17 protein-coding genes are annotated in these 19957 nt (G+C 71.9%); 3 read left to right on the forward strand and 14 right to left on the reverse strand.

Going from position 1 to position 19957, the window contains the following annotated elements; translation table 11 throughout:
- Positions 1-22: 22 nt before the first annotated feature.
- Positions 23-571, reverse strand: a complete 549-nt coding sequence (locus ABD091_RS02860) for an NADPH-dependent FMN reductase (RefSeq protein ID WP_343915622.1) — start codon at positions 569-571, stop codon at positions 23-25.
- 71 nt (positions 572-642) lie between these two features.
- On the opposite strand from ABD091_RS02860, the gene ABD091_RS02865 reads away from it, so the two are divergent.
- The gene (locus tag ABD091_RS02865; protein ID WP_343915623.1) at positions 643-1233 is read left to right on the forward strand and encodes a TetR/AcrR family transcriptional regulator; all 591 of its coding nucleotides are present in this window, start codon (positions 643-645) and stop codon (positions 1231-1233) included.
- Here the strand turns inward: ABD091_RS02865 and ABD091_RS02870 are convergent, their stop codons facing one another.
- The 6 genes from ABD091_RS02870 to ABD091_RS02895 all read right to left on the reverse strand — a co-directional run bounded on the left by ABD091_RS02870 (position 1234) and on the right by ABD091_RS02895 (position 8513).
- Complete coding sequence (locus tag ABD091_RS02870) at positions 1234-2757, reverse strand: sulfatase-like hydrolase/transferase (RefSeq protein ID WP_343915624.1); 1524 nt, start codon at positions 2755-2757, stop codon at positions 1234-1236.
- Positions 2758-2830: 73 nt separating this feature from the next.
- Positions 2831-4414, reverse strand: a complete 1584-nt coding sequence (cimA, locus tag ABD091_RS02875; protein ID WP_343915625.1) for a citramalate synthase — start codon at positions 4412-4414, stop codon at positions 2831-2833.
- 170 nt (positions 4415-4584) lie between these two features.
- Positions 4585-6126, reverse strand: coding sequence for a serine/threonine-protein kinase (locus tag ABD091_RS02880; RefSeq protein ID WP_343915627.1), 1542 nt, complete (start codon positions 6124-6126; stop codon positions 4585-4587).
- 55 nt (positions 6127-6181) lie between these two features.
- The gene (locus ABD091_RS02885) at positions 6182-7255 is read right to left on the reverse strand and encodes a branched-chain amino acid aminotransferase (protein ID WP_343915629.1); all 1074 of its coding nucleotides are present in this window, start codon (positions 7253-7255) and stop codon (positions 6182-6184) included.
- 65 nt (positions 7256-7320) lie between these two features.
- On the reverse strand, positions 7321-8376 hold the full coding sequence (locus tag ABD091_RS02890; protein ID WP_343915630.1) for a 3-isopropylmalate dehydrogenase: 1056 nt from the start codon (positions 8374-8376) through the stop codon (positions 7321-7323).
- An 11-nt stretch (positions 8377-8387) separates the two neighbouring features.
- A complete protein-coding gene (locus ABD091_RS02895; RefSeq protein ID WP_343915631.1) occupies positions 8388-8513 on the reverse strand; it encodes a hypothetical protein in 126 nt (41 codons plus the stop codon).
- Between the two features lie 371 nt (positions 8514-8884).
- Between ABD091_RS02895 and ABD091_RS02900 the strand changes: the two genes are divergently transcribed.
- Positions 8885-9451 (forward strand): O-methyltransferase, encoded by a 567-nt coding sequence (locus ABD091_RS02900; RefSeq protein ID WP_343915633.1) that lies wholly within the window; start codon positions 8885-8887, stop codon positions 9449-9451.
- On the opposite strand, the gene ABD091_RS02905 is transcribed toward ABD091_RS02900, so the two are convergent.
- The 6 genes from ABD091_RS02905 to ABD091_RS02930 form a co-directional block, all read right to left on the reverse strand.
- Positions 9432-10103, reverse strand: coding sequence for a 3'-5' exonuclease (locus ABD091_RS02905; protein WP_343915634.1), 672 nt, complete (start codon positions 10101-10103; stop codon positions 9432-9434). The genes ABD091_RS02900 and ABD091_RS02905 overlap by 20 nt on opposite strands.
- Positions 10100-11992, reverse strand: coding sequence for a putative nucleotidyltransferase substrate binding domain-containing protein (locus tag ABD091_RS02910; RefSeq protein ID WP_343915636.1), 1893 nt, complete (start codon positions 11990-11992; stop codon positions 10100-10102). Before ABD091_RS02910 ends, ABD091_RS02905 begins: the two co-directional genes overlap by 4 nt.
- A 133-nt stretch (positions 11993-12125) precedes the next feature.
- Positions 12126-14603 (reverse strand): immune inhibitor A domain-containing protein, encoded by a 2478-nt coding sequence (locus tag ABD091_RS02915; protein ID WP_343915637.1) that lies wholly within the window; start codon positions 14601-14603, stop codon positions 12126-12128.
- Positions 14604-14781: 178 nt separating this feature from the next.
- On the reverse strand, positions 14782-15441 hold the full coding sequence (yczE, locus tag ABD091_RS02920) for a membrane protein YczE (protein ID WP_343915638.1): 660 nt from the start codon (positions 15439-15441) through the stop codon (positions 14782-14784).
- A complete protein-coding gene (gene serA, locus ABD091_RS02925; RefSeq protein WP_343915639.1) occupies positions 15442-17034 on the reverse strand; it encodes a phosphoglycerate dehydrogenase in 1593 nt (530 codons plus the stop codon). It lies immediately after the preceding gene.
- A 102-nt stretch (positions 17035-17136) separates the two neighbouring features.
- Positions 17137-17850 carry a DsbA family oxidoreductase gene (locus ABD091_RS02930; protein WP_343915641.1) on the reverse strand — a complete coding sequence of 238 codons (714 nt, stop codon included), beginning with the start codon at positions 17848-17850 and terminating at the stop codon, positions 17137-17139.
- A gap of 50 nt (positions 17851-17900) precedes the next feature.
- Here ABD091_RS02930 and ABD091_RS02935 point away from each other — a divergent pair, with 50 nt between their 5' ends.
- Positions 17901-18476 (forward strand): YdeI/OmpD-associated family protein, encoded by a 576-nt coding sequence (locus ABD091_RS02935; protein WP_343915642.1) that lies wholly within the window; start codon positions 17901-17903, stop codon positions 18474-18476.
- A gap of 7 nt (positions 18477-18483) precedes the next feature.
- Here the strand turns inward: ABD091_RS02935 and ABD091_RS02940 are convergent, their stop codons facing one another.
- A complete protein-coding gene (locus tag ABD091_RS02940; RefSeq protein ID WP_343915643.1) occupies positions 18484-19947 on the reverse strand; it encodes a purine-cytosine permease family protein in 1464 nt (487 codons plus the stop codon).
- Positions 19948-19957 lie beyond the last annotated feature (10 nt).

A 19957-nucleotide genomic window follows, 5' to 3' on the forward strand; every position in this document is an offset into this window, starting at 1 on the left:
CGTGGGCGACTGACCGACGAGCTCAGGCGGCCTGCTGCACCTCGGCGGACACGAGGGCCTCGAGGGCGCCGACGAGCTTGGCGACGACCTCCTCGTCGGTGAGGACGTCGACCTCGAGGGCCGACTGGGAGACCACGACGTCGGCCAGGACCTGGGCACCGGCGATGCCGGCCGAGCGGCGGGCGTCGTCGTGGGACCACTTGCCGCCGTACGGCGTGGGGGTCGCGCCGATGGCCGCGAACGGCTTGCCCACGATGGCGCCGGCGCCGTAGGGGCGGGAGAGCCAGTCGAGGGCGTTGTTGAGGACGGCCGGCATCGTGCCGTTGTACTCGGGCGTGACCGCCAGGACGCGGTCGGCCGCGGCGACCTGCTCGCGGAGGCGGGCGGCGGCCGCAGGGACGGAGTCGCCGTCGATCTCCTCGTTGTAGAAGGGGATCTCGTGGAGACCCTCGGCGATCGTGACCGTGACGCCCTCAGGCGCACGGTCGGCCAGCAGCCCGACGATGCGGCGGTTGAGCGAGTCGGCCCGGAGACTGCCGAGCAGGACGAGGACACTGATGGGGGTAGTCATGCGAGTCTAAACGGACTGCGGTCCGTTTCTATTCCGGTGCCCGGGGGGATCTGTGTCACTACCCTGACCGAGTGCCCCACCTGCTCCCGCTCGCCGACGAGCCCGCCCCCGAGCGGGCCGACGCGGCGCGCAACCGGGAGCGGGTGCTGGCCGCGGCGGCCGAGCTGGTCGACGAGCGCGGGGCCGACTGCCTGACGATGGACGCCGTCGCCGTGGCGGCCGGCGTCGGCAAGGGGACGCTGTTCCGGCGGTTCGAGTCGCGGGAGGGCCTGATGGGCGCGCTGCTCAACCGGTCGGAGACGCAGTGGCAGGCCTCGGTCATGTCCGGACCTCCCCCGCTCGGGCCGGGCGCGGACCCCTGGGACCGGCTGATGGCGTTCGGCCGCAGCCGGCTCGAGACCACGCTGCTGCACGCCGACCTGATCCGCAACGCGGGTCGCGCGGGCACACGGTCGTTCGCGGCCTACTCGTTCGCGATGGCGCACGTCCGCCACCTGCTCGGCGGGCTCGGCGTCGAGGGCGACCTGCCGCTGCTCGCCGTGGCCCTGATGGCGCCGCTGGAGCTGCCGGTCCTCGACCAGCAGGTCACCGTCGAGGGACTCGACGTCGAGCGGGTCTACGCCGGGTGGGCCGACCTCGCGCGCCGGGTCGTCGGCGCCTGATCATCCGGTGGGGCTCGGCACCGGACCCCACACCGGGTGGCAGGACGATCCCGAGCAGCCTTCGAGCCGGCGGGCGCGGCTGCGCAGCTCGGCGAGCGTGTCGGCGTGACGCGCGCTCGAGGCCAGGTTCTCCAGCTCGAACGGATCCTGCTGCCGGTCGAAGAGCTCTTCGAACGCCGGCGTGTCCGGGCCGGCCGGATCGGGGTAGCGGACGTAGGTCCATCGCTCGTCGCGGTAGCCGCGGTAGAGCCAACCCCGGAGTCCCGGCTCCTGGCCGACCTCGCCGTCACCCTCGCCCTGGATGCTGGCACCGGTCTGGACGAGCGCTGATTCGCGTGAGGTGACGCCGTCGGCGAAGGCCGGCACCAGGGAGGTCCCGTCGAGCGGCGCAGGAGGCCGCGCGCCCGCCAGGTCGACCACGGTCGCACTCAGGTCGGCGGTCGTCGCGGTGCCGGTCACCTCGCGACCGGCCGGGACTCCCGGCCCGCGCACCAGGAGCGGAACGCGCACTGCGTCCTCGTAGGGCAGTCGCTTGCCGACGTAGCGGTACTGCCCCAGGAGGTAGCCGTTGTCGCTCGTGAACACGAGCACGGTGTCGTCGAGCTCGTCGGTCCTCCGCAGGGTACGGACGAGGTGGACGACGGAGCGGTCCACCGACCTCAAGGTCTCGACCCGACGCTGGTGCAGCGTGTCGATCGAACGCCTCGAGCTGCGTTCGAGACCGCGCAGGAAGGGTGGGGCGTCCTCACCGTTCGCCCGGTTGAAGCTGGGGAGCTTGCGCGTGGGCGAGCGCACACCCGCGAGGTCGCCTCGGTCGCGCGCAGCGGGGATCGGCGGGTCCCAGCAGCCCGGGTCGCAGCGGGTGGTCCGCGCGTTGTGCGGCCCGACGTGGGAGATCCACAGGAAGAAGGGAGCGTCGGCGTCCTGGCGTGAGAACCGGCGCACGGTGCGGCGCGCCGCGTCGCTCAGGTGGTCGGTCACGTAGCCGCGGCGTACGTCGACGGGGTCGCCGTCGTTCCACGTCGTGAAGTTGCGGTAGGAGTAGACGCCGCGGACGAGGGCGTCGAGGACGTCCCACCCCGGCTCGGACGCCGCCTGCTCGGCCTTGAAGCCGTTGAGGTGCTTGCCGAAGAAGGCCGTCCGGTAGCCCACCTCCTGCAACCACTCGGGAAGCCTCGGGTCGCCGTCGAGTGCGGCGTAGCCGCCGTTGGGCTGGGTGTTCGACCACACGCCGTTGTTGTGGGACTCCTCGCCGGTCAGGAACGCCGCGCGGGCCGGACAGCACATCGGGTTCGGGGAGATCCCGTCGGCGAACGTGACACCCCGGGCACCGATCACGCGGCGGATCCTCGGCATCCACCTCAGATCCGTGGCCGCCATGTCGTCCACCATGACCACGACGACGTTGGGACGGGCCTCGAGCGGCGCCGCGACGGCAGGCGGGGCGGGCGACGTCGGGGCGACACCTCCGAGGAGGAGTGCGAGGGGCAGGAGGACGAGGGCGCAGAGGCGATGAAGCAGCACGACGGGTCCGAGAGGTCGACGACAGGAGGGAGCCCCACGAGGGTAAGCGATGTCGGACCCGGGATCGGTGGTTTCAGTCCTGGTGGTGCCGGCGCAGCCCGAAGGTGACGCCGTCGACCAGGGCGCCCCACGACGCCTCGATCACGTTGGCCCCGACCCCCACGGTGACCCACGACGACTGGCCGTCGGTCGTCTCGATGAGGACCCGGGTGACGGCATCGGTGCCGTGGCCCTGGTCGAGGATCCGGACCTTGTAGTCGATCAGCTCGAACTTCGCGACCTCCGGGTAGGCCTGGCCGATCGCGTCGCGCAGGGCCTGGTCGAGCGCGTTCACCGGACCGTTCCCCTCCCCCGTCACGACGTAGCGCACGTCGTCGGCCCGCAGCTTGACCGTCGCCTCCGAGAGCGCCTCGTCACCGGGACGGGTCTCGGTGATCACGCGCCACGACTCGACGTCGAAGTAGGACGGTCGCCGGCCCTCGACCTCCTCGACCAGGAGCAGCTCGAAGGAGGCGTCCGCCGCCTCGAAGGTGTAGCCACGCTGCTCGAGCGTCTTGACCCGGTCGGTGATCCGCGTGACCAGGTCACGGTCGCCGGAGAGGTCGAAGCCGAGCTCGCGACCCTTCAGCTCGATCGAGGCCCGGCCCGCCATGTCGGAGACGAGCAGGCGCATGTCGTTGCCGACACCGGTGGGGTCCATGTGCTGGTAGAGGTCCGGGTCGACCTTGATCGCGCTGGCGTGGAGCCCCGCCTTGTGGGTGAAGGCGCTGGTGCCGACGTAGGGCTGCCGGCTGGCCGGCGGGAAGTTGGTCACGTCGGCGACCGCGTGGGCCACCCGCGTGGCATCGGCCAGCAGCCCCTGCGGCAGCACCTCCCGGCCCAGCTTGAGCTCGAGGTTGGCCACCACGCTGACCAGGTCAGCGTTGCCGGTGCGCTCGCCGTAGCCGTTGATGGTGCCCTGGACGTGGCTGGCGCCGGCGTCCACGGCCGCGAGCGTGTTGGCGACCGCGCAGCCGGTGTCGTTGTGGCAGTGGATGCCGACCCGCACCCCCGTCGTCGAGACCACGTCGTGCACGACGTCGGCGACCCACCCCGGGAGCATCCCGCCGTTGGTGTCACAGAGCGCGACCACGGAGGCGCCCGCGTCGTACGCCGTGCGGAGGACCTCGAGCGCGTAGTCGCGGTTGGCGCGGTAGCCGTCGAAGAAGTGCTCGGCGTCGAGGAAGACCTGCTGCCCCTCCTCGCGGAGGTGGGTGACGGTGTCGCGCACCATCGCGAGGTTCTCCTCCAAGGTGGTCCGCAGCGCGAGCTCGACGTGGCGGTCGTGGGACTTCGCCACCAGCGTGACGACGCTGGCACCGGAGTCGCGCAGGGCCGCGACCAGCGGGTCGTCGGCGGCCGCCACGCCGGCGCGCCGGGTGGCACCGAAGGCCGCGAGCTTCGCGTGACCGAGGTCGAGCTCCTCCCGGGCACGCCGGAAGAACTCGGTGTCCTTGGGGTTGGCCCCGGGCCAGCCGCCCTCGATGTAGCCCACCCCCAGCCCGTCGAGGTGGCGCGCGATGGTCAGCTTGTCGGCGACGGAGAGGTTGAGCCCCTCCTGCTGGGCGCCGTCGCGCAGCGTCGTGTCGTAGACGTGGAAGTCGCCGTGCAGGTCCATCGGGGTCCTCAGGTCGGGCTGGTCGGGGCAACAAAAAACCTCCTGTGGGTGCAGGAGGTGGGCGCGTCGACGGGGTCGACGCGCTAGCGAATGATGATGCGGGAGCGTGAGCTCATGTGGTCAGTGTGCCACCGCTGACCGCGAGACGAGACCGGCTTCTCGCGATCCGGTCAGGGCAGGCGTTCGGCCGGGTTGCCGACCGGCTCCCAGTGGGTGCCGTGCTGGGCCAGCAGCGCCCCGACCGCTCCGGTGCCGCCGACCACCAGCGCGAACGCCACCAGCCACGGACCGGTCCGGCGCGCGAGCGGCTGGACCATCCGGATGACGGGTCCCCGGAACCGCGAGCCGCCGGGCCCGAGCCACAGCGACATCCCGGTCACCAGACCGCTCGCCAGCAGGGTCACCTCGGGCGCGGCCGAGAGGGCGTAGCAGATCAGGGCGCACGCGAGGCCGAGCCCGAGGCTCCAGAGCACGAGCAGCAGCGCTCTCGGGATCGCCTGGACGAGGTGCCAGGGCGAGGCCAGCAGCAGCTGCGGGCCGTCGTACCACTTCGCCCCTCGGACCGAGCGCCGGAGACCGGCGGCCGAACCGGCGAGCGAGGCGCCGCGCAGGAACCAGGTGGCGAGCGCCAGCAGCACCAGCGTCAGCCACGGGTAGGCCGCCATCCCGACGGAGGCACCCACGGCGAGGCCGACGAACAGCGCGCCGCGCCGGGAGCGCTCCGCGAGGCTCGCCCGCGGAGGCGGCGGCTCCTCCTCCAGCAGCCGGGTGCCGTCGCCCTCCTCGTCCTCGTCGAAGAAGCTGATGGTGCGCTCGTGGGCGCTGCCCGCCAGCGCGAGGGGGACCGTGTAGAGGTCGTCGGCCGGAGCGTGGGACACGGGATCGGCGACGACCGGGAGCGGGCCGTCGACGAGCCAGTCGAGCACCTCGTCGAGCGTCGGCCGCTGGGACGGGTCGGGGTGGAGCGCGGCGTGGACGATCTGCTGGAGGTCGTCGGGCAGACCGGTCAGGTCGTGCTCGCCACGGCGTACGCGGTCCATGATCGCCATCGACGGACCGCGTCCGAAGGGCGGCCTGCCGGTGCCGGCGAAGGCGACCGTCGCGGCCCAGGAGTGGACGTCGGACGCCGGGGAGGCGTCGTCCCCGTGGAGGATCTCGGGGGCGAGGTAGCCGGGGGTGCCGAGCAACCACCCGGTGTGGGTGAGACGTGGGTCGTCCGCGACGCGCGCCAGCCCGAAGTCGATGAGGATCGGGGTGCGGCCCTCCATCAGCACGTTGGAGGGCTTGACGTCGCGGTGGAGCACGCCGACGTCGTGGACCGACGCGATGCCCTCGGCCAGGCACTCGGCGAACCAGCGCAGGTCGTCACCGCCGACCGGGCCCTCCTCCGCGACGTGCTCGTGGAGGCTCAGTCCCGGGACGTAGCGGGTCGCGACGAAGGGGATGTCGCCCCACGGGTCGGAGTCGACGATCTCGGCGACCCAGCGGCTACGCACCCGCGAGAGCGAGCTGACCTCCTGGGCGAGCCGCTGGCGGGCCTCCTCGTCACCGATGATGTGGGGGCGCATCACCTTCAGCGCCACCCGGTGACCGTCGGGCCGACGGGCGAGGTGGACCACGCCCATCCCGCCCTCGCCGAGCCTCGCCAGCAGCGTGTAGCCACCCACCCGGAGCCCGGGCGGCGCCTGCTCGGGGCGAGGGGCTGTCGTCACGGTTGCAGGGTACGACGTGCGGCCCCTCGCGCCCCGGATTCCCGCGCGACGAGCCTCAGCAGACGCGGTGCATCCAGCCGAAGGTGTCCTCGGCGCGGCCGTACTGCATCCCGACGAGGGCCTCGCGGATCCGCATCGTGAGGTCGGTGCTGGTCGGGGCAGGGGTGGTGCCGTGGGGCGAGCGCAGCTCGCCGACCGGGGTGACGACGGCGGCGGTGCCGCAGGCGAAGACCTCGGTGATCTCGCCGCTGGTGACGCCGTCGCGCCACTCGTCGATGGAGAACTTCCGCTCCTCGACCGAGTGACCGAGCTTGCCCGCGAGCTCGATGATCGAGGCCCGCGTGATGCCCTCGAGGATGGTGCCGGTCTCGGGGGTGACGATGCGGCCGTCGGCGTGGACGAAGAACAGGTTCATCCCGCCGAGCTCCTCGATGTAGCGGAACTCCTGGTCGTCGAGGAACACGACCTGGTCGCAGCCCTGCTCGATCGCCTCGCGCTGGGCGGCCAGCGAGGAGGCATAGTTGCCGCCGGTCTTGGCCGCGCCCATGCCGCCGCGGCCGGCGCGCGTGAACGTCTCCGAGAGCCACAGGTTCACCGGCTTCACGCCGCCCTTGAAGTAGGCGCCCGCCGGTGAGGCGATGACCATGAACGTGACGTGCTGGGCGGGTCGCACGCCCAGGAACGTCTCCGACGCGAACATGAACGGCCGCAGGTAGAGGGACTTCTCGCCGGCCGAGTCCGGCACCCAGCGCTGGTCCGCCTCGACCAGGGCGTCGACGCACGCGACGAAGTCGTCGACCGGCAGCTCCGGGAAGGCGAGCCGCTGGGAGGAGCGCACCATGCGCTCGCCGTTGCGCTCCGGGCGGAAGGTCCAGACCGAGCCGTCGCCGTGGCGGTAGGCCTTCATGCCCTCGAAGGTCTCCTGCGCGTAGTGCAGGACGGCCGTGGCCGGGTCGAGCGTGAGCGGGCCGTAGGGCTCGACCCGCGCACCGTGCCATCCCTCCTCCGGCGTCCACTCGACCGTCAGCATGTGGTCGGTGAAGTGGGTGCCGAACCCCGGGTTGGCCAGGATCTCGGCGAGCCGGGCGTCGTCGACCGGGGTGGTGTTGGCGGTGGTGCTGATCTGCATGGGGTCAACCTAACGAAAGCGTGGGCGGGCTCACAGGGGCGGTCGCACCCCCCGCCGACCCGCGCTCAGAGCCGCGACGCGATGGCGTCGCCGACCTCGGCGGTACGACGGGGGGTGCCCGGTACTCGCTCGGCCAGGTCGGACAGCACGGCCTTCTCCACCCGCGCCGCCGCATCGGACTCACCGAGGTGGTCGAGCAGCAGGGCCGAGGACAGGATCGCCGCGGTGGGGTCCGCCTTCTGCTGGCCGGCGATGTCGGGCGCCGACCCGTGGACCGGCTCGAACATCGACGGCGCGGTGCGGTCCGGGTTGACGTTGCCGCTCGCCGCGAGCCCGATGCCTCCGGTCACCGCCGCCGCGAGGTCGGTGATGATGTCGCCGAAGAGGTTGTCGGTCACGACGACGTCGAACCGCGCCGGGTCGGTCGACAGGAAGATCGTCGCGGCGTCGACGTGGAGGTAGTCGACCTCCACGTCGGGGAACTCCTGCGCGACCTCACCCACGACCCGGCTCCAGACCGCGCCGGCGTGGACGAGGACGTTGGTCTTGTGGACCAGGGTGAGCTTGCGGCGCGGCCGCGCCTGGGCGCGGGCGAAGGCGTCGCGGACGACCCGCTCGACGCCGAACGCGGTGTTGAGGGAGACCTCGGTGGCGATCTCGTGCGGCGTCCCGACCCGGACGGCACCGCCGTTGCCGGTGTAGGGGCCCTCGGTGCCCTCGCGGACGACGACGAAGTCGACGTCACCCTTCGCCAGCACCGCCTCGGAGAGCGGGGTCTCGACGCCGGGGAAGATCCGCGACGGTCGCAGGTTCACGTAGTGGTCGAGCGCGAACCGGAGCTTGAGGAGCAGGCCGCGCTCGAGGATGCCCGGCGGCAGGTTCGGGTCACCCGGCTTGCCGCCGACGGCCCCCAGCAGGATCGCGTCGTGCGTGCGGATCTCCTCCAGCACGCTGTCGGGCAGCACCTCCCCGGTGGCGAGGTAGCGCTCGGCCCCCAGGTCGTAGCGGGTCTGCTCGATGGTGGCCTCGGACGCGGCCTCGAGCACCTTGACCGCCTCGGCGGTCACCTCGGGCCCGATGCCGTCGCCGCCGATGACCGCGATCCGGTGAGAACTCGTCATGGGGCGCGAGGCTAGTTGTCGTCGGGCCGCTGGCCGCCGTTGTCCCGCAGGTCGAGAGACGCCTGGACGGCCTCGTGGCTGTGCGGGTTGTCGGGGTCGTGGTTGGACGGGCCCCAGTCGGGGTACATCTCGTACATGGTGGATCTCCTGGTGACGGTGATGAGTGATGGCCGTCCCCGCGGCGGGTGCGTCGGTCGTGCCGCGGGTCGCGCGGGTGGACCTGACGTCGTCCAGGAGAGTGCGGGTCACGCGTTGATACCGGAGCCCGCCGCGGAGAGTGGTCGAACGAGGCTGGAACAGATGAGTCAGTGGGCCCGCAACGCCGACACCGCGGCGAGGTGGCCCGCTGTCAGGCCTCGCCGCGGCAGTCGATAAGTACGAACACGCTCCGCATGATGGATGAACGGTACGTCGTGTCGCGGTCGGGTGCGACCGGTTTCCCCGACCCGTTCGGAATGCGAGACGCCCGTACCGGAATGGAAGACCGCCGGATGCGAGACTCCGCCCCATGAGTGCCCCACCGGAGCTGCCCGACGTCGTCCGCCGCGCCTTCGACGTCTCCCGCCAGGCCGGCTACGCCTCGTTCTGCCGCAACGAGACCGGCCGGCTGCTCGCGACGCTGGCTGCGACCCGGTCCGGGACCCTCGCCGAGTTCGGGACCGGCACCGGGGTCGGCACCGCCTGGCTGCGCTCGGGCGTGCGCGACGACGCCCACATCCTCACCGCCGAGCTCGACGCCGAGCTCGCCGGGGCCGCCGCCCGGATCTTCGAGGACGACCCGCAGGTGGAGGTGAGGGCGGCTGACTGGGCCACGCTCACCGACGCCGCTCCGTTCTCGCTCCTCTACCTCGACTCCGGCGACCCCGACTCGGTGCGCGTCGACGCCGTCGCCGACCTCGTGGAGGAGGGCGGCATCGTGGTCCTCGACGACTTCACCCCCTGCGAGATCTGGCCGCCGATCACCTACGGCCGGGTCGACACGCTGCGCGAGGAGTGGCTGACCGACGACCGGTTCACCACCGTCGAGGTCATGGTGGCGCCCGACGCCTCGACCCTCATCGCGACCCGGCGCTGAGCCGTCGGCGCAGCCGCCACCACCAGCGCCGCAGCCGGCGACGCCAGCGCGGCGGCGTACGGAGCCGGACGTCGCCGAGGACCAGCGACCGCCCCTCCCCCAGCTCGGCGACCTGGGCGAGGTAGAGCTCGGCGCTGGCCAGCGCGTCGCCGAGGGCGTCGTGGGCCCGCACGGCGGGCAACCCGAACCGTGCTCGCGCCTGCCAGAGGCGCAGCGCCCCTCGCGGCGGTTCGTGGACGCCCGCGCGGGCGAGGACGCGACGTTGGAGGCGCAGGGTGCAGACGGCCGTCAGCGGCGGGGGCTCCTCGTCGATGCGACGCCAGGCGGTGCGGAGGAACCCGGTCTCGAACGGCGCGTGGTGGGCGACCATCACGCGTCCCGCCAGCGCCTCGCGGAGGTCGGCCAGCACCTCGGGCAAGGGGCGACCGCCCTCGAGGTCGTCGTGGGTGAGTCCGTGGACGGTGACCGCGTCGCCGGGCTCGTCGTGGGCGACCAGCCAGCGGCGGGCACCGCCGAGGTCGATGCGACCGCCGTCGACGGGGACGACCCCCACGGAGAGGATCGAGTCGTGGGCGAAGGAGAGCCCGGTGGTCTCGAGGTCGACGGCGAGCAGCGGCAGGTCGGCGACCGGTGTGCGGTCGTCGGGAGTCATGTCACCGCGCGCACGGGATAGCGCTGGGCGAGGGCCGACTGGGCCTGACGGATCACACCGAAGGCGGAACGCAGGTGCCGCTGCTCGAAGGAGCTGAGCCCGGACGGAGCCACGTGGTTGTCCGGCGCGCGGCCCGCGGCGACCTCGCCGGCCTGGTGGCGCAGCCGCAGCAGGGAGAGGAACTCCCAGGCGTCGCGCAGGTCGGCGCCCAGCGGGGCGCTGAGACGGCCGTCGGCGACGGCGTCGTCGAGCCGCGCCAGCGTCGCGGTCTCGGCCGAGCCGGCGGCCAGCGCGTGCAGGCGGGCGACCTCGACGAGCGGGAGCAGGCCACCCCTCTTGAGGTCGAGGGTGTCGCGGTGGTCACCCGACCGCTCGACCACGAGGTTGCGGAAGAAGCCGACGGGGACGTTGCGGGTCGCGGCCGCCCCGGCGAGGTGGGCGAGGAAGAGCGAGGAGCCGCGCGCGGCCCGCACCTGGTGGTCGCGCAACGTCGCGGTGAGGTCGGGGTCGCCGGCGAGGTGACGCAGGTCGAAGAAGACCGACGCGTCGAGGACGGCGGCCGGAGCCGGGGCCGACACCCAGCGGTCGACGTGGTCGAGCCACGCAGCGAGCGGGGCTCGCCACTGGGGGTTGGTCGCCATCTTGTCGCCACGGCACCGGGGGTAGCCCGCGGTCTCGAGCCCGGCGGTCACCCGCTCGGCCAGGGCCGCGAACCAGGCCGCCACGTGGGGGTCGACACCACCGTCGCGGACGGCGTCGTCGGCGAGCACCAGCGCGTGGTCCTGGTCTCCTCCGAGGGCCTGCTCGAACCGCGCCCGCGAGCCCAGCGTCAGCCACGCCCACGGCACCGGGGCGGGACCGAGCTCGGCCTCGGCGAGCTCGATCAGCCGGCGCTCGACGGCGTCGCCGACGCTGGTCACCACGCGGCCGGTGTCGTGGGCGGAGGTGCCCTGGCGGACGAGTCCGGCGACCACGCGCTCGAGCCGCCGGGCGACGGCGGCGACGGCCTCGGTGTCGGCCGCCTTCGCGACCTCGCCCACGAGGTGGACGGGATCGGCCTGCTCGAGACGCAGCAGGTCGGTCGAGGTCACCATCGCGACCGGGACCCCGCCGTCGACGAGCGGCAGGTGGTGGATGTTGCGCCGGACCAGCTCGAGCAGCACCTCGAGCGCGAGCTGGTCGGGGCTGCCGGTCACCGGGTCGGGCGTCATCACCTCGGACACCGGGGTCGTCAGCTCCCGCGCCCGGGCGACCACCCGGCTGCGCAGGTCACGGTCGGTGAGGATCCCGACCAGGCGCGGGCCGTCGGTGACGAGCACCGACGAGATCCGCTCGCGGTCCATGAGACGTGCGGCGTCGCGCACGGTGGTGTCACGCCCGACCGTGACGGGCGGTCGGCCGACGAGGTCGCCGACCCGGGTGCGGAGCACCTCCCCCGTCGACCCGGTCGTCCCCGGGGCCGGCCGGGCGACCGCCTGGCGCAGCAGCGAGCCGGCCTGGCTGGCGAACCACGTCGTGAGGGCGGGGTGTGCCCCGCGCAGGGTGGCGAGGACGTCGGCCGGGACCACGAGGAGGAGGGTGTCCTCGATCGCCGTCACGTCACCGCTCTGCGGGGCACCAGTGACCAGCGCCTCGCCCCCGACCGTGGTCCCCGCCCCGCCCCGCTCGACCAGCCGGTCGGCAGCGTCGCGCAGCTCGACCGCGCCCGAGCGCACGACGAGCAGCTCGGAGACCTCGCTGCCCCCGGCCAGCACGAGGCTGCCGCGACGTCGGTAGTCGATGCTGAGCCGCGAGAGCAGCGGCGTCAGCTCCTCGACCGGCACGTGGTCGAAGGGCGGGTGGGACGCGAGGAAGTCACGGATCTCGGCGAGCTCGACGTCCAGGGCCACGGGGCCATCATGCCGGTCGCCGGAGACAGGCACCGTCGTGGCCGCGACGCACCACGGCCCGCCCGGAGGACCGGGCGGGCCGTGGTGTCGTGCTGTGTCGTGCGGGTGTTCAGTGGTGCGTCAGACCCTCAGGTCAGTTGATGCCCTCACCGACGACGACGTTGAAGGAGATGAAGGAACCGTCGGTCTCCGTCACCTCGATCGTCGTGCCGGTCTTCGGGACGTCGACGCTGTACCAGCCGGGCTGGTAGCGCCCGGAGTGGTTGCCCTCACCGTCGAGGTCACCGTCGTCGCCGATCCACCAGTCCATCGTGTCGTCGAAGGTGGACGTGGCGTCGCGGGTCGGGATGACCAGCTTCTCGGTCTCGTAGCCACCCTCGCCGTCGGAGATCTCGCGACGCAGCGTGACCTGGTCGGTGTTCTCCAGCCCGAAGGTCGAGTCGAACGACGCGATCCGCGGACGGGCGAGGTCACCGTTGGGCCAGTGGAGGTCGGCCAGCTCCGGGTGGGCGTCGACCGGCAGGATCTCCCCGCCGCCCGGGTGGTCGCCCACGTTGTTGTCGGCGTACTGCTCGTTCCAGTAGGAGATCAGGAGACCGTTCTGGTAGGGGTAGGTCTCCACGAAGTCCGGCTTCGAGAACGGGAACGAGAAGTTGTAGGCCGTGGCGAGCGAGTCGTCGTCACCGTCGTACTGGCGGTTCTCCAGCACGTAGGCGTTGAAGTAGTCGTTCTCCTCGGTGCCCGACGTGATCTTGAAGCCGTCGAACACCCAGCCCTCGGTCTCGTTCTCGGCGGTCCCGATCGGGGTACCGCCGATGGCGATGTTGTCCACCAGCAGGCCCCGCTCCACGGCGGCGACGTCGGTCCAGTAGCGGAACCGCAGCGCGTTGGTGCCGGCCGGCAGGGTGGCGGTCAGGTCGACCCAACCCTCGCTGAAGCCGGTGATGCCGTTGCCCTCGTTCTGCTGGTTGGGGTCCTCGTCGGTCGACAGGTTGGTGTCGAGCTTGGTCCAGGTCTGGCCGCCGTCGGAGGAAGCCTCCACGTAGGCGTAGTCCCAGCCCTCCTCGATCTCGTAGTCGACCTTGGCGGTGAGCTGGCCGGCGGTGATGCCGTCGGTCTTCGTCATCGTGTTGCGCAGGTCGTCGCCGGAGCCCGACCAGAACATGCCGTTGCCCTCGAAGGGCTCACCGATCTGCTCGGAGACGGCCTTGTCCGGCAGGACGACGAACGCGGCCTGCGCGCCCTCGTTGGTGGCCGGGACGTTGCGCGACAGCGTGCCGCTGGTGTCGTCACCGGGGAGGTAGACGTCGTAGAACCGGCCGTTGTCGCCCTGACCGTTGAGCCACCCGAGCTGGAAGAGCTCCCAGGCACCCATGTCGGTCGGGTCGTCACCGGTGGTGTTGCCGCCGTCGCCGATGTTGGCGCCGGAGGACATCAGGGTCCAGAACGCGGTGTTGTTCTCGGCACCGCCGGTGTTGCCGGAGGTGTCGTAGAGGTCGGGCAGGCCCAGGTCGTGGGCGTACTCGTGGGCGAACACACCGAGGCCACCGTTCTCCGGCTGGATGGTGTAGTCACCCGCGTAGATGCCCGTGGAGTTGTTCGGGATCTTCTTGCTGGAGAACGCGCCCCGGCGGGTGCCGATGTCGACGCCCGGGAAACCGGGGGTGTCGGTGTTCTGCAGCGCGGCGTACCAGCGGTGCGACCAGATCGCGTCGGAGCCGTAGATCGGGTCGGCCGCGGCCTCGTCGCCACCGGCGTGGACGATCTGCATGTGGTCGATGAAGCCGTCCGGCTCGTCGAAGTTGTTGTCGCCGTCGATGTCGTAGCGGTCCTGCTGGTCGAAGGAGCGCAGGTACTTGCGGATCGCACGCATCTTCATGCCGGAGTCGAGCCGGTCCTGGACCCAGACGGCCAGGGCGTCACGGACGAGCGCCTGGGTCGAGCCGCAGACGATGCCACCGCAGTAGTCGCGGCCGTAGAGAGCCTGGTTGAAGGGAACCCGCACCCAGCCCTGCACGTCTCCGGTGAAGGTGTAACGGCCGGACGACTGGCGCTTGTAGTACGCCTTCATCCGGTTGAAGTACATGTCCTTGTAGTGCTTCTTGCTGTAGTTCTTCTTCCAGATCGTCGAGTTGTCGACCGACCGGTCAGGAGCCGGGATCTGGTTGTGGCGCGGGCCGTTGAAGCGCATCGGCTGCGGGTCGGGGACCTCGGCGTCGTCGTCGAAGGTGCCGGGCGCGACGTTCGACGGCAGGTTGCTGTCGTCGTACTCCTTCTTGCCGAACTCGACGAGGATCGTGAAGATCCGGTCGCTGCCCTCGACCTCGAGCGGCACCTCGGTGGTGTCGTCGGCACCGCGGGCGTAGGGCCGCTTGCCCTCGAGCACGCGCTGGAGCGCCTTCTGCTTGATGGCGTCCTGCTTGGCCTTGATCGGCAGCGGGTGCTCCGGCTCGTGGCCGAGGCTCGACTTGTCGAGACCACGGGGCCCGGGGACACCCGAGTCGCTCGGCGGGGTGGCACCAGCGGTTGCGGAGACCGCCAGGCCCGAGATGACCAGGGCGCCGGCGGCCAGCGCCACCGGGGTCCTGGGACTGAAGAGTCTGTTCTTCACAATGCTCCCTCGTTCGTCACGCGTGCCCGATCGGACACGTGAGAAGACCCGGTCCAGGAGTGGGCCGGGGCAGGACATACCTACGTCCGGTACCCCGTTTCGCGGTAGATGTTCCGTAGGAGAAATCCGCATCGTTACCACACCGTGACCTGGATCACGGATAGCGGACAGGTCCGCGTCAGGGCCGGCCTGTCCCCCGTCGCGCCGGCGGCGGCGTCACCGGAACGGTCCAGCCGGGGAGCATCAGCTGGGTCAACGGACCGATCGCGACGGCGTAGAGGACGGTCCCCACCCCGAGGGCGCCACCCAGCAGGAGTCCGACCACGACGACGCCGACCTCCAGCCCGGTGCGGATCAGACGCAGCGAGCCGCCCGTGCGCCGGGCCAACCCGGTCATCAGCCCGTCACGCGGCCCCCGCCCGAACTGGGCCCCGATGTACATCGCCGTCGCCAGGCCGTTGAGGACGACGCCGCAGACCATGAGCAGGATCCGCCACGCCCAGGCCTCGGGGGCGTCGAGCAGCGCGAGCGTCGCGTCGGCGGCGAGGCCCACGACGACGGCGTTGGAGATCGTGCCGAGCCCGGGGGTCTCGCGCAGCGGGATCCAGAGCAGGAGCACCAGGAAGCTGAACAGCACGACCGCCTGACCGAGGGTGATCGGCACGTGCCGGATGAAGCCGGAGTGGAGGACGTCCCAGGGCGCGAGGCCGAGCTCGCCACGCACCATCAGCGCCAGCGAGACGCCGTAGAGCACCAGGCCGGCGTAGAGCTGGGTCAACCGACGGCCCAGCCGCCCCGCACGCAGCTGGGCGACCGGGCCGAGGTCGGTGAGGCTCACTCAGACCAGGTTGACGTGACGCACTGCGGTGGCGTCGATGGCGCCCTGGATCTCGGTGAGGGTGTCGGCCGGGATGGCGGAGTCGACCGACAGCGCCACCAGGGCGGCACCGCCACGGGCCGACCGCGACACCTGCATGCCCGCGATGTTGACGGCGGCGTCGCCGAGGATGCCGCCAAGGGTGCCGACCATGCCGGGCCGGTCCTCGTAGGTGAAGAAGGCGAGGTGGTCGGTCGGCTCGAGGTCGACGTCGAAGCCGTTGACCTCGACCAGCCGCTCCTTCTGGGCGATGCCGACGAGCGTGCCGCTGACCGAGACCTGCGAGCCGTCGGCGAGGGTGCCGCGCAGCGTGATCAGGTTGCGGTGGTCGGGGCTCTCGCCCTCGGTCACGAGCCGGACGGCGGTGCCGCGCTCGGCCGCGAGCAGCGGAGCGTTGACGTAGGAGACGGCGTCCTCCACGACGTCGGAGAAGACGCCCTTGAGGGCAGCCAGCTCGAGCACCTTGACGTCGTACTCGGTGATCTCGCCGCGCACCTCGACGTCGAGCTGCTGGGCGACCTCGCCGGCGAGGCCGGTGAAGATCCGGCCCAGCTTCTCGGTGAGCGGGAGGCCGGGACGGACGTCCTCGGCGATCACGCCGCCCTGGACGTTGACGGCGTCGGGCACGAGCTCACCCGACAGGGCGAGCCGCACCGACTTCGCGACCGCGATGCCGGCCTTCTCCTGCGCCTCGTCGGTGGACGCACCCAGGTGGGGCGTCGCGACGACGTTCTCGAGCTCGAAGAGCGGGCTGTCGGTGCACGGCTCGCTGGCGAAGACGTCGAGGCCGGCGCCGGCGATCCGGCCGGTCTTGAGGGCGTCGTAGAGGGCGGCCTCGTCGACGATGCCGCCGCGCGCAGCGTTGACCAGGACGAGGTGGGGGCGCGCCTTGGCGAGCTCGTCGGCGCCGATCAGGCCGACCGTCTCGGGGGTCTTCGGCAGGTGGACGCTCATGAAGTCGGCCTCGTCCAGCAGCGTGTCGAGATCGACGAGGCGCACCCCCATCTGGGCGGCGCGACCGGCCTGGACGTAGGGGTCGTAGGCGATGACGTTCATGCCGAAGGCGCTGAGGCGCTGGGCGACGAGCACGCCGATCCGGCCGAGGCCGACGATGCCGACGGTCTTCTCGTAGAGCTCGATGCCGGTGTACTTCGACCGCTTCCACTCGCCGTTCTTGAGGGCGGCGTGGGCCGGGCTCACGTGGCGGGCGGCGGCGAGCATGAGCGCGACGGCGAGCTCGGCGGCGCTGACGATGTTGGAGGTCGGCGCGTTGACGACCATGACGCCGGACTGGGTCGCCGCCTTGACGTCGACGTTGTCGAGCCCGACGCCCGCGCGGGCGATCACCTTCAACCGCTGCGCGGCGGCCAACGCCTCCGCGTCGACCTTGGTCGCCGAGCGCACCAGGATCGCGTCGACGTCGGCGATCGCAGGGATCAGCTCGGCACGGTCGGCGCCGTTGGCGTGGCGGATCTCGAAGTCCGGTCCCAGCGCCTCGACGGTCGCGGGGCTGAGCTCCTCGGCGATGAGCACGACAGGCTTGTCAGTTGTCACAGCGGGGTCCTCGAAGGGTCTCGATCAAGGGGGTCTGAGGTCGCACGACGCTGTGCCCAATCAGCGTAACCGACGACCGTCACCGGGTCAGATCGTGGTTCGTCAGACGGCACAGCCGTCGGGGCCGCAGGCATCGGCGTCCGCAGCGCCCGGCACGACCTGGAGCTGCGGGTGGGCCTCGGCCCACGCCTGGTCGAGCACCTGGGCGAACACCTCGACCGGCTGGGCCCCGGAGACGCCGTACTTCCGGTCGACGACGAAGAACGGGACGCCGGTCGCCCCGAACGCCTGGGCCTGCTCGATGTCGGCGTGTACCTCGGCGGTGAACTCGGTTCCCCCGAGCACCTCGTCGACGCGTGTCGCGTCGAGCCCGGCGGCGATCGCCACGTCCCGCAGCACGGCGCGGTCGGCGACGTTCCGGGCTTCGGTGAAGTACGCCGCGAGCAGCGCCTCCTTCACCTGGCCCTGGAGCCGGTTGCCGCCTTGCTCATGGGCGAGGTGGATCAGCCGGTGGGCGTCGACGGTGTTGAGGTGCAGCGTCTCCGACAACCGGTAGACGAGCCCCTCCTCGGCCGCCTGGGCCTCGACCCGGTCCTGCATCTGCTGGACACCGGCAGGCGACTGGCCGTACTTGCGGCCGAGCATCACCGCTGTGCCCTCCGTCGGCTCGGTCGGGGCGCCGGGGTCGAGCTGGTAGGAGCGCCAGGTCACCTCGACCTGATCGGCGTGGGGGAACTCGGCCAGCGCGCGCTCGAGCCGACGCTTCCCGATGTAGCACCACGGGCACACGACGTCGGACCAGATCTCGATCTGCATGCCCGGCCCAACAGCGCGGGGCGGTCGCCTGTTCCGGGCACCATGGGGACATGGGTGTGATGGACGACGCAGAGCGCTTCGAGCCCGACGACCTGGCCGCGTGGTCGGCGTGGCTGCGCGAGCACCACGCCGACACCCCGGGCGTGTGGCTGGTGACCCGCAAGGCCTCGTCCTCCCCCGCCTTCGACTACGAGGCGGCGGTCCGGGAGGCACTGCGGTGGGGGTGGGTCGACTCCACGCAACGCGGCGTGGACGAGCACCGCTCGATGATGTGGTACGCCGCGCGCCGGCCCGGCAGCGTGTGGACCCGCAACAACAAGCGCCGCGTCGCCGACCTCGAGAACGCCGGCCTGATGGAGCCCGCCGGCGCCGCAGCGGTGGCGTCGGCGCAGGAGAGCGGCATGTGGACCCTGATGGACGACGTCGAGGACCTCGTCGTGCCCGACGACCTCGCGGCCGCGCTGGACGCGCGCCCCGACGCCCGCGGGCACTGGGACGCCTTCCCGCCGTCGGTGCGCAAGCAGGCGCTGGCCTGGATCGTGCTGGCCAAGCAGCCCGCCACCCGGGCCCGCCGGGTCGACGACGTCGCCGAGAAGTCGGCCCTGGGCGAGCGCCCCCGAGGCTGACGTCTGGTCAGGCGACGGTGCCGGACTCCTGGCGGAGGATCGTGCCGCGACGGGCGAGGAAGGTGACGACGAAGCCGATGACGAGGGCGGCGAGGACGCCGAGGTTGGCGAAGGCCCACGCGCCGTCGCGGCCGCCGAGGCCGAGGGGGCCGAGCAGGTAGCCCTGCCAGTTGTTCCAGGAGGCGGCGTCGGAGAACGTGTTGACGACCAGGCCCCACCCCACCAGCGACGCGGCGGCGAGGGTGCCCAGCGAGACGACGTCGGCGGCGCCGTAGCGGCCCCGGGCGTCGAAGAGCGCCGGCTCGTCGTAGTCGCGGCGACGGCTGGCGATGTCGGCGATCATGATGCCGGCCCACGCCGCGAGCGGCACGCCGAGCGTGATCAGGAAGCTCTGGAAGGGCCCGAGGAAGTCCTCGGCGAAGAAGACGACGTAGATGGTGCCGAGCGTGAGGATCACACCGTCGACGAACGCTGCGGCCGGCCGCGGGATCCGGACACCGAGCGAGAGCAGGGTGAGCCCCGAGGAGTAGATGCCGAGCACGGCGCCGCTGACCAGGGCGAGGATCGCGGCGAGCAGGAAGGGCACCAGGAACCAGTCGGGCAGCAGCGTCGAGAGGGTGCCGATCGGGTCGGCGGCGATGCCGTCGAGGAGCTCCGGGGAGGAGCTGGCCAGCGCGAGGCCGAAGACCACGAGGAGGCAGGGCGCGATCGCACCGCCGAAGGTGTTCCATCCGACGATGGCGCCACCCGAGGCGTCGCGCGACTGGTAGCGCGACCAGTCGGCGGCGATGTTGATCCAGCCGAGGCCGAAACCGGTCATCACCATGACCAGCGCGCCGATCACGGCCTGGCTCGAGCCGGAGGGCACTGCCGTCACCGCGTCCCACGAGATCTCGTCGACGGTGAGGACGACGTAGACCAGCGTCACCGCCCCCGTGATCCAGGTCAGCCACGACTGGAGCGTCATGATGACGTGGTAGCCCGCGACGCTGGCGGCGACGATCAGTGCGGCGACCAGGACCGTCGCGACGACCTGGGTCCCGGTGCCGGCGGCCCACCCGAGGCGGGTGAAGACCGTCGTCGTGGCGAGGACGGCGAGGATCGCGAGGAAGGTCTCCCACCCGATCGAGACCAGCCACGAGATGACGCCGGGCACCTTCTGGCCGGTGACGCCGAAGGCGGCCCGGCTCAGGACCATCGTCGGCGCCGACCCCCGCTTGCCGGCGATCGCGATCACCCCGCAGAGCGCGAAGGACACGACGATCCCCACGAGCGCGACGAGCACGCCCTGCCAGAAGGAGATGCCGAAGTAGAGGATGAAGCCGGCATAGCTCATCCCGAAGACGCTGACGTTGGCCGCGAACCACGGCCAGAAGAGGTCGGCCGGGCGCGCGGTGCGCTCCGACTCCTCGACGATCTCGATGCCGGTCGTCTCCACGCCGAGGCGCCGGGTCTCCTCCAGGGTGCTCATGCCCCGATGC

The organism is Nocardioides aestuarii (genome assembly GCF_039527245.1).
Classification (GTDB): domain Bacteria; phylum Actinomycetota; class Actinomycetes; order Propionibacteriales; family Nocardioidaceae; genus Nocardioides; species Nocardioides aestuarii.

Coding starts and splice junctions, on each gene's coding strand:
- ABD091_RS02860 (WP_343915622.1), bottom strand. CDS start 571: ATGACTACCCCCATCAGTGTCCTCGTCCTGCTCGGCAGTCTCCGGGCC.
- cimA (WP_343915625.1), bottom strand. CDS start 4,414: ATGGACCTGCACGGCGACTTCCACGTCTACGACACGACGCTGCGCGAC.
- ABD091_RS02885 (WP_343915629.1), bottom strand. CDS start 7,255: ATGCAGATCAGCACCACCGCCAACACCACCCCGGTCGACGACGCCCGG.
- ABD091_RS02890 (WP_343915630.1), bottom strand. CDS start 8,376: ATGACGAGTTCTCACCGGATCGCGGTCATCGGCGGCGACGGCATCGGG.
- ABD091_RS02895 (WP_343915631.1), bottom strand. CDS start 8,513: ATGTACGAGATGTACCCCGACTGGGGCCCGTCCAACCACGACCCCGAC.
- ABD091_RS02900 (WP_343915633.1), top strand. CDS start 8,885: ATGAGTGCCCCACCGGAGCTGCCCGACGTCGTCCGCCGCGCCTTCGAC.
- ABD091_RS02905 (WP_343915634.1), bottom strand. CDS start 10,103: ATGACTCCCGACGACCGCACACCGGTCGCCGACCTGCCGCTGCTCGCC.
- ABD091_RS02930 (WP_343915641.1), bottom strand. CDS start 17,850: ATGCAGATCGAGATCTGGTCCGACGTCGTGTGCCCGTGGTGCTACATC.
- ABD091_RS02935 (WP_343915642.1), top strand. CDS start 17,901: ATGGGTGTGATGGACGACGCAGAGCGCTTCGAGCCCGACGACCTGGCC.
- ABD091_RS02940 (WP_343915643.1), bottom strand. CDS start 19,947: ATGAGCACCCTGGAGGAGACCCGGCGCCTCGGCGTGGAGACGACCGGC.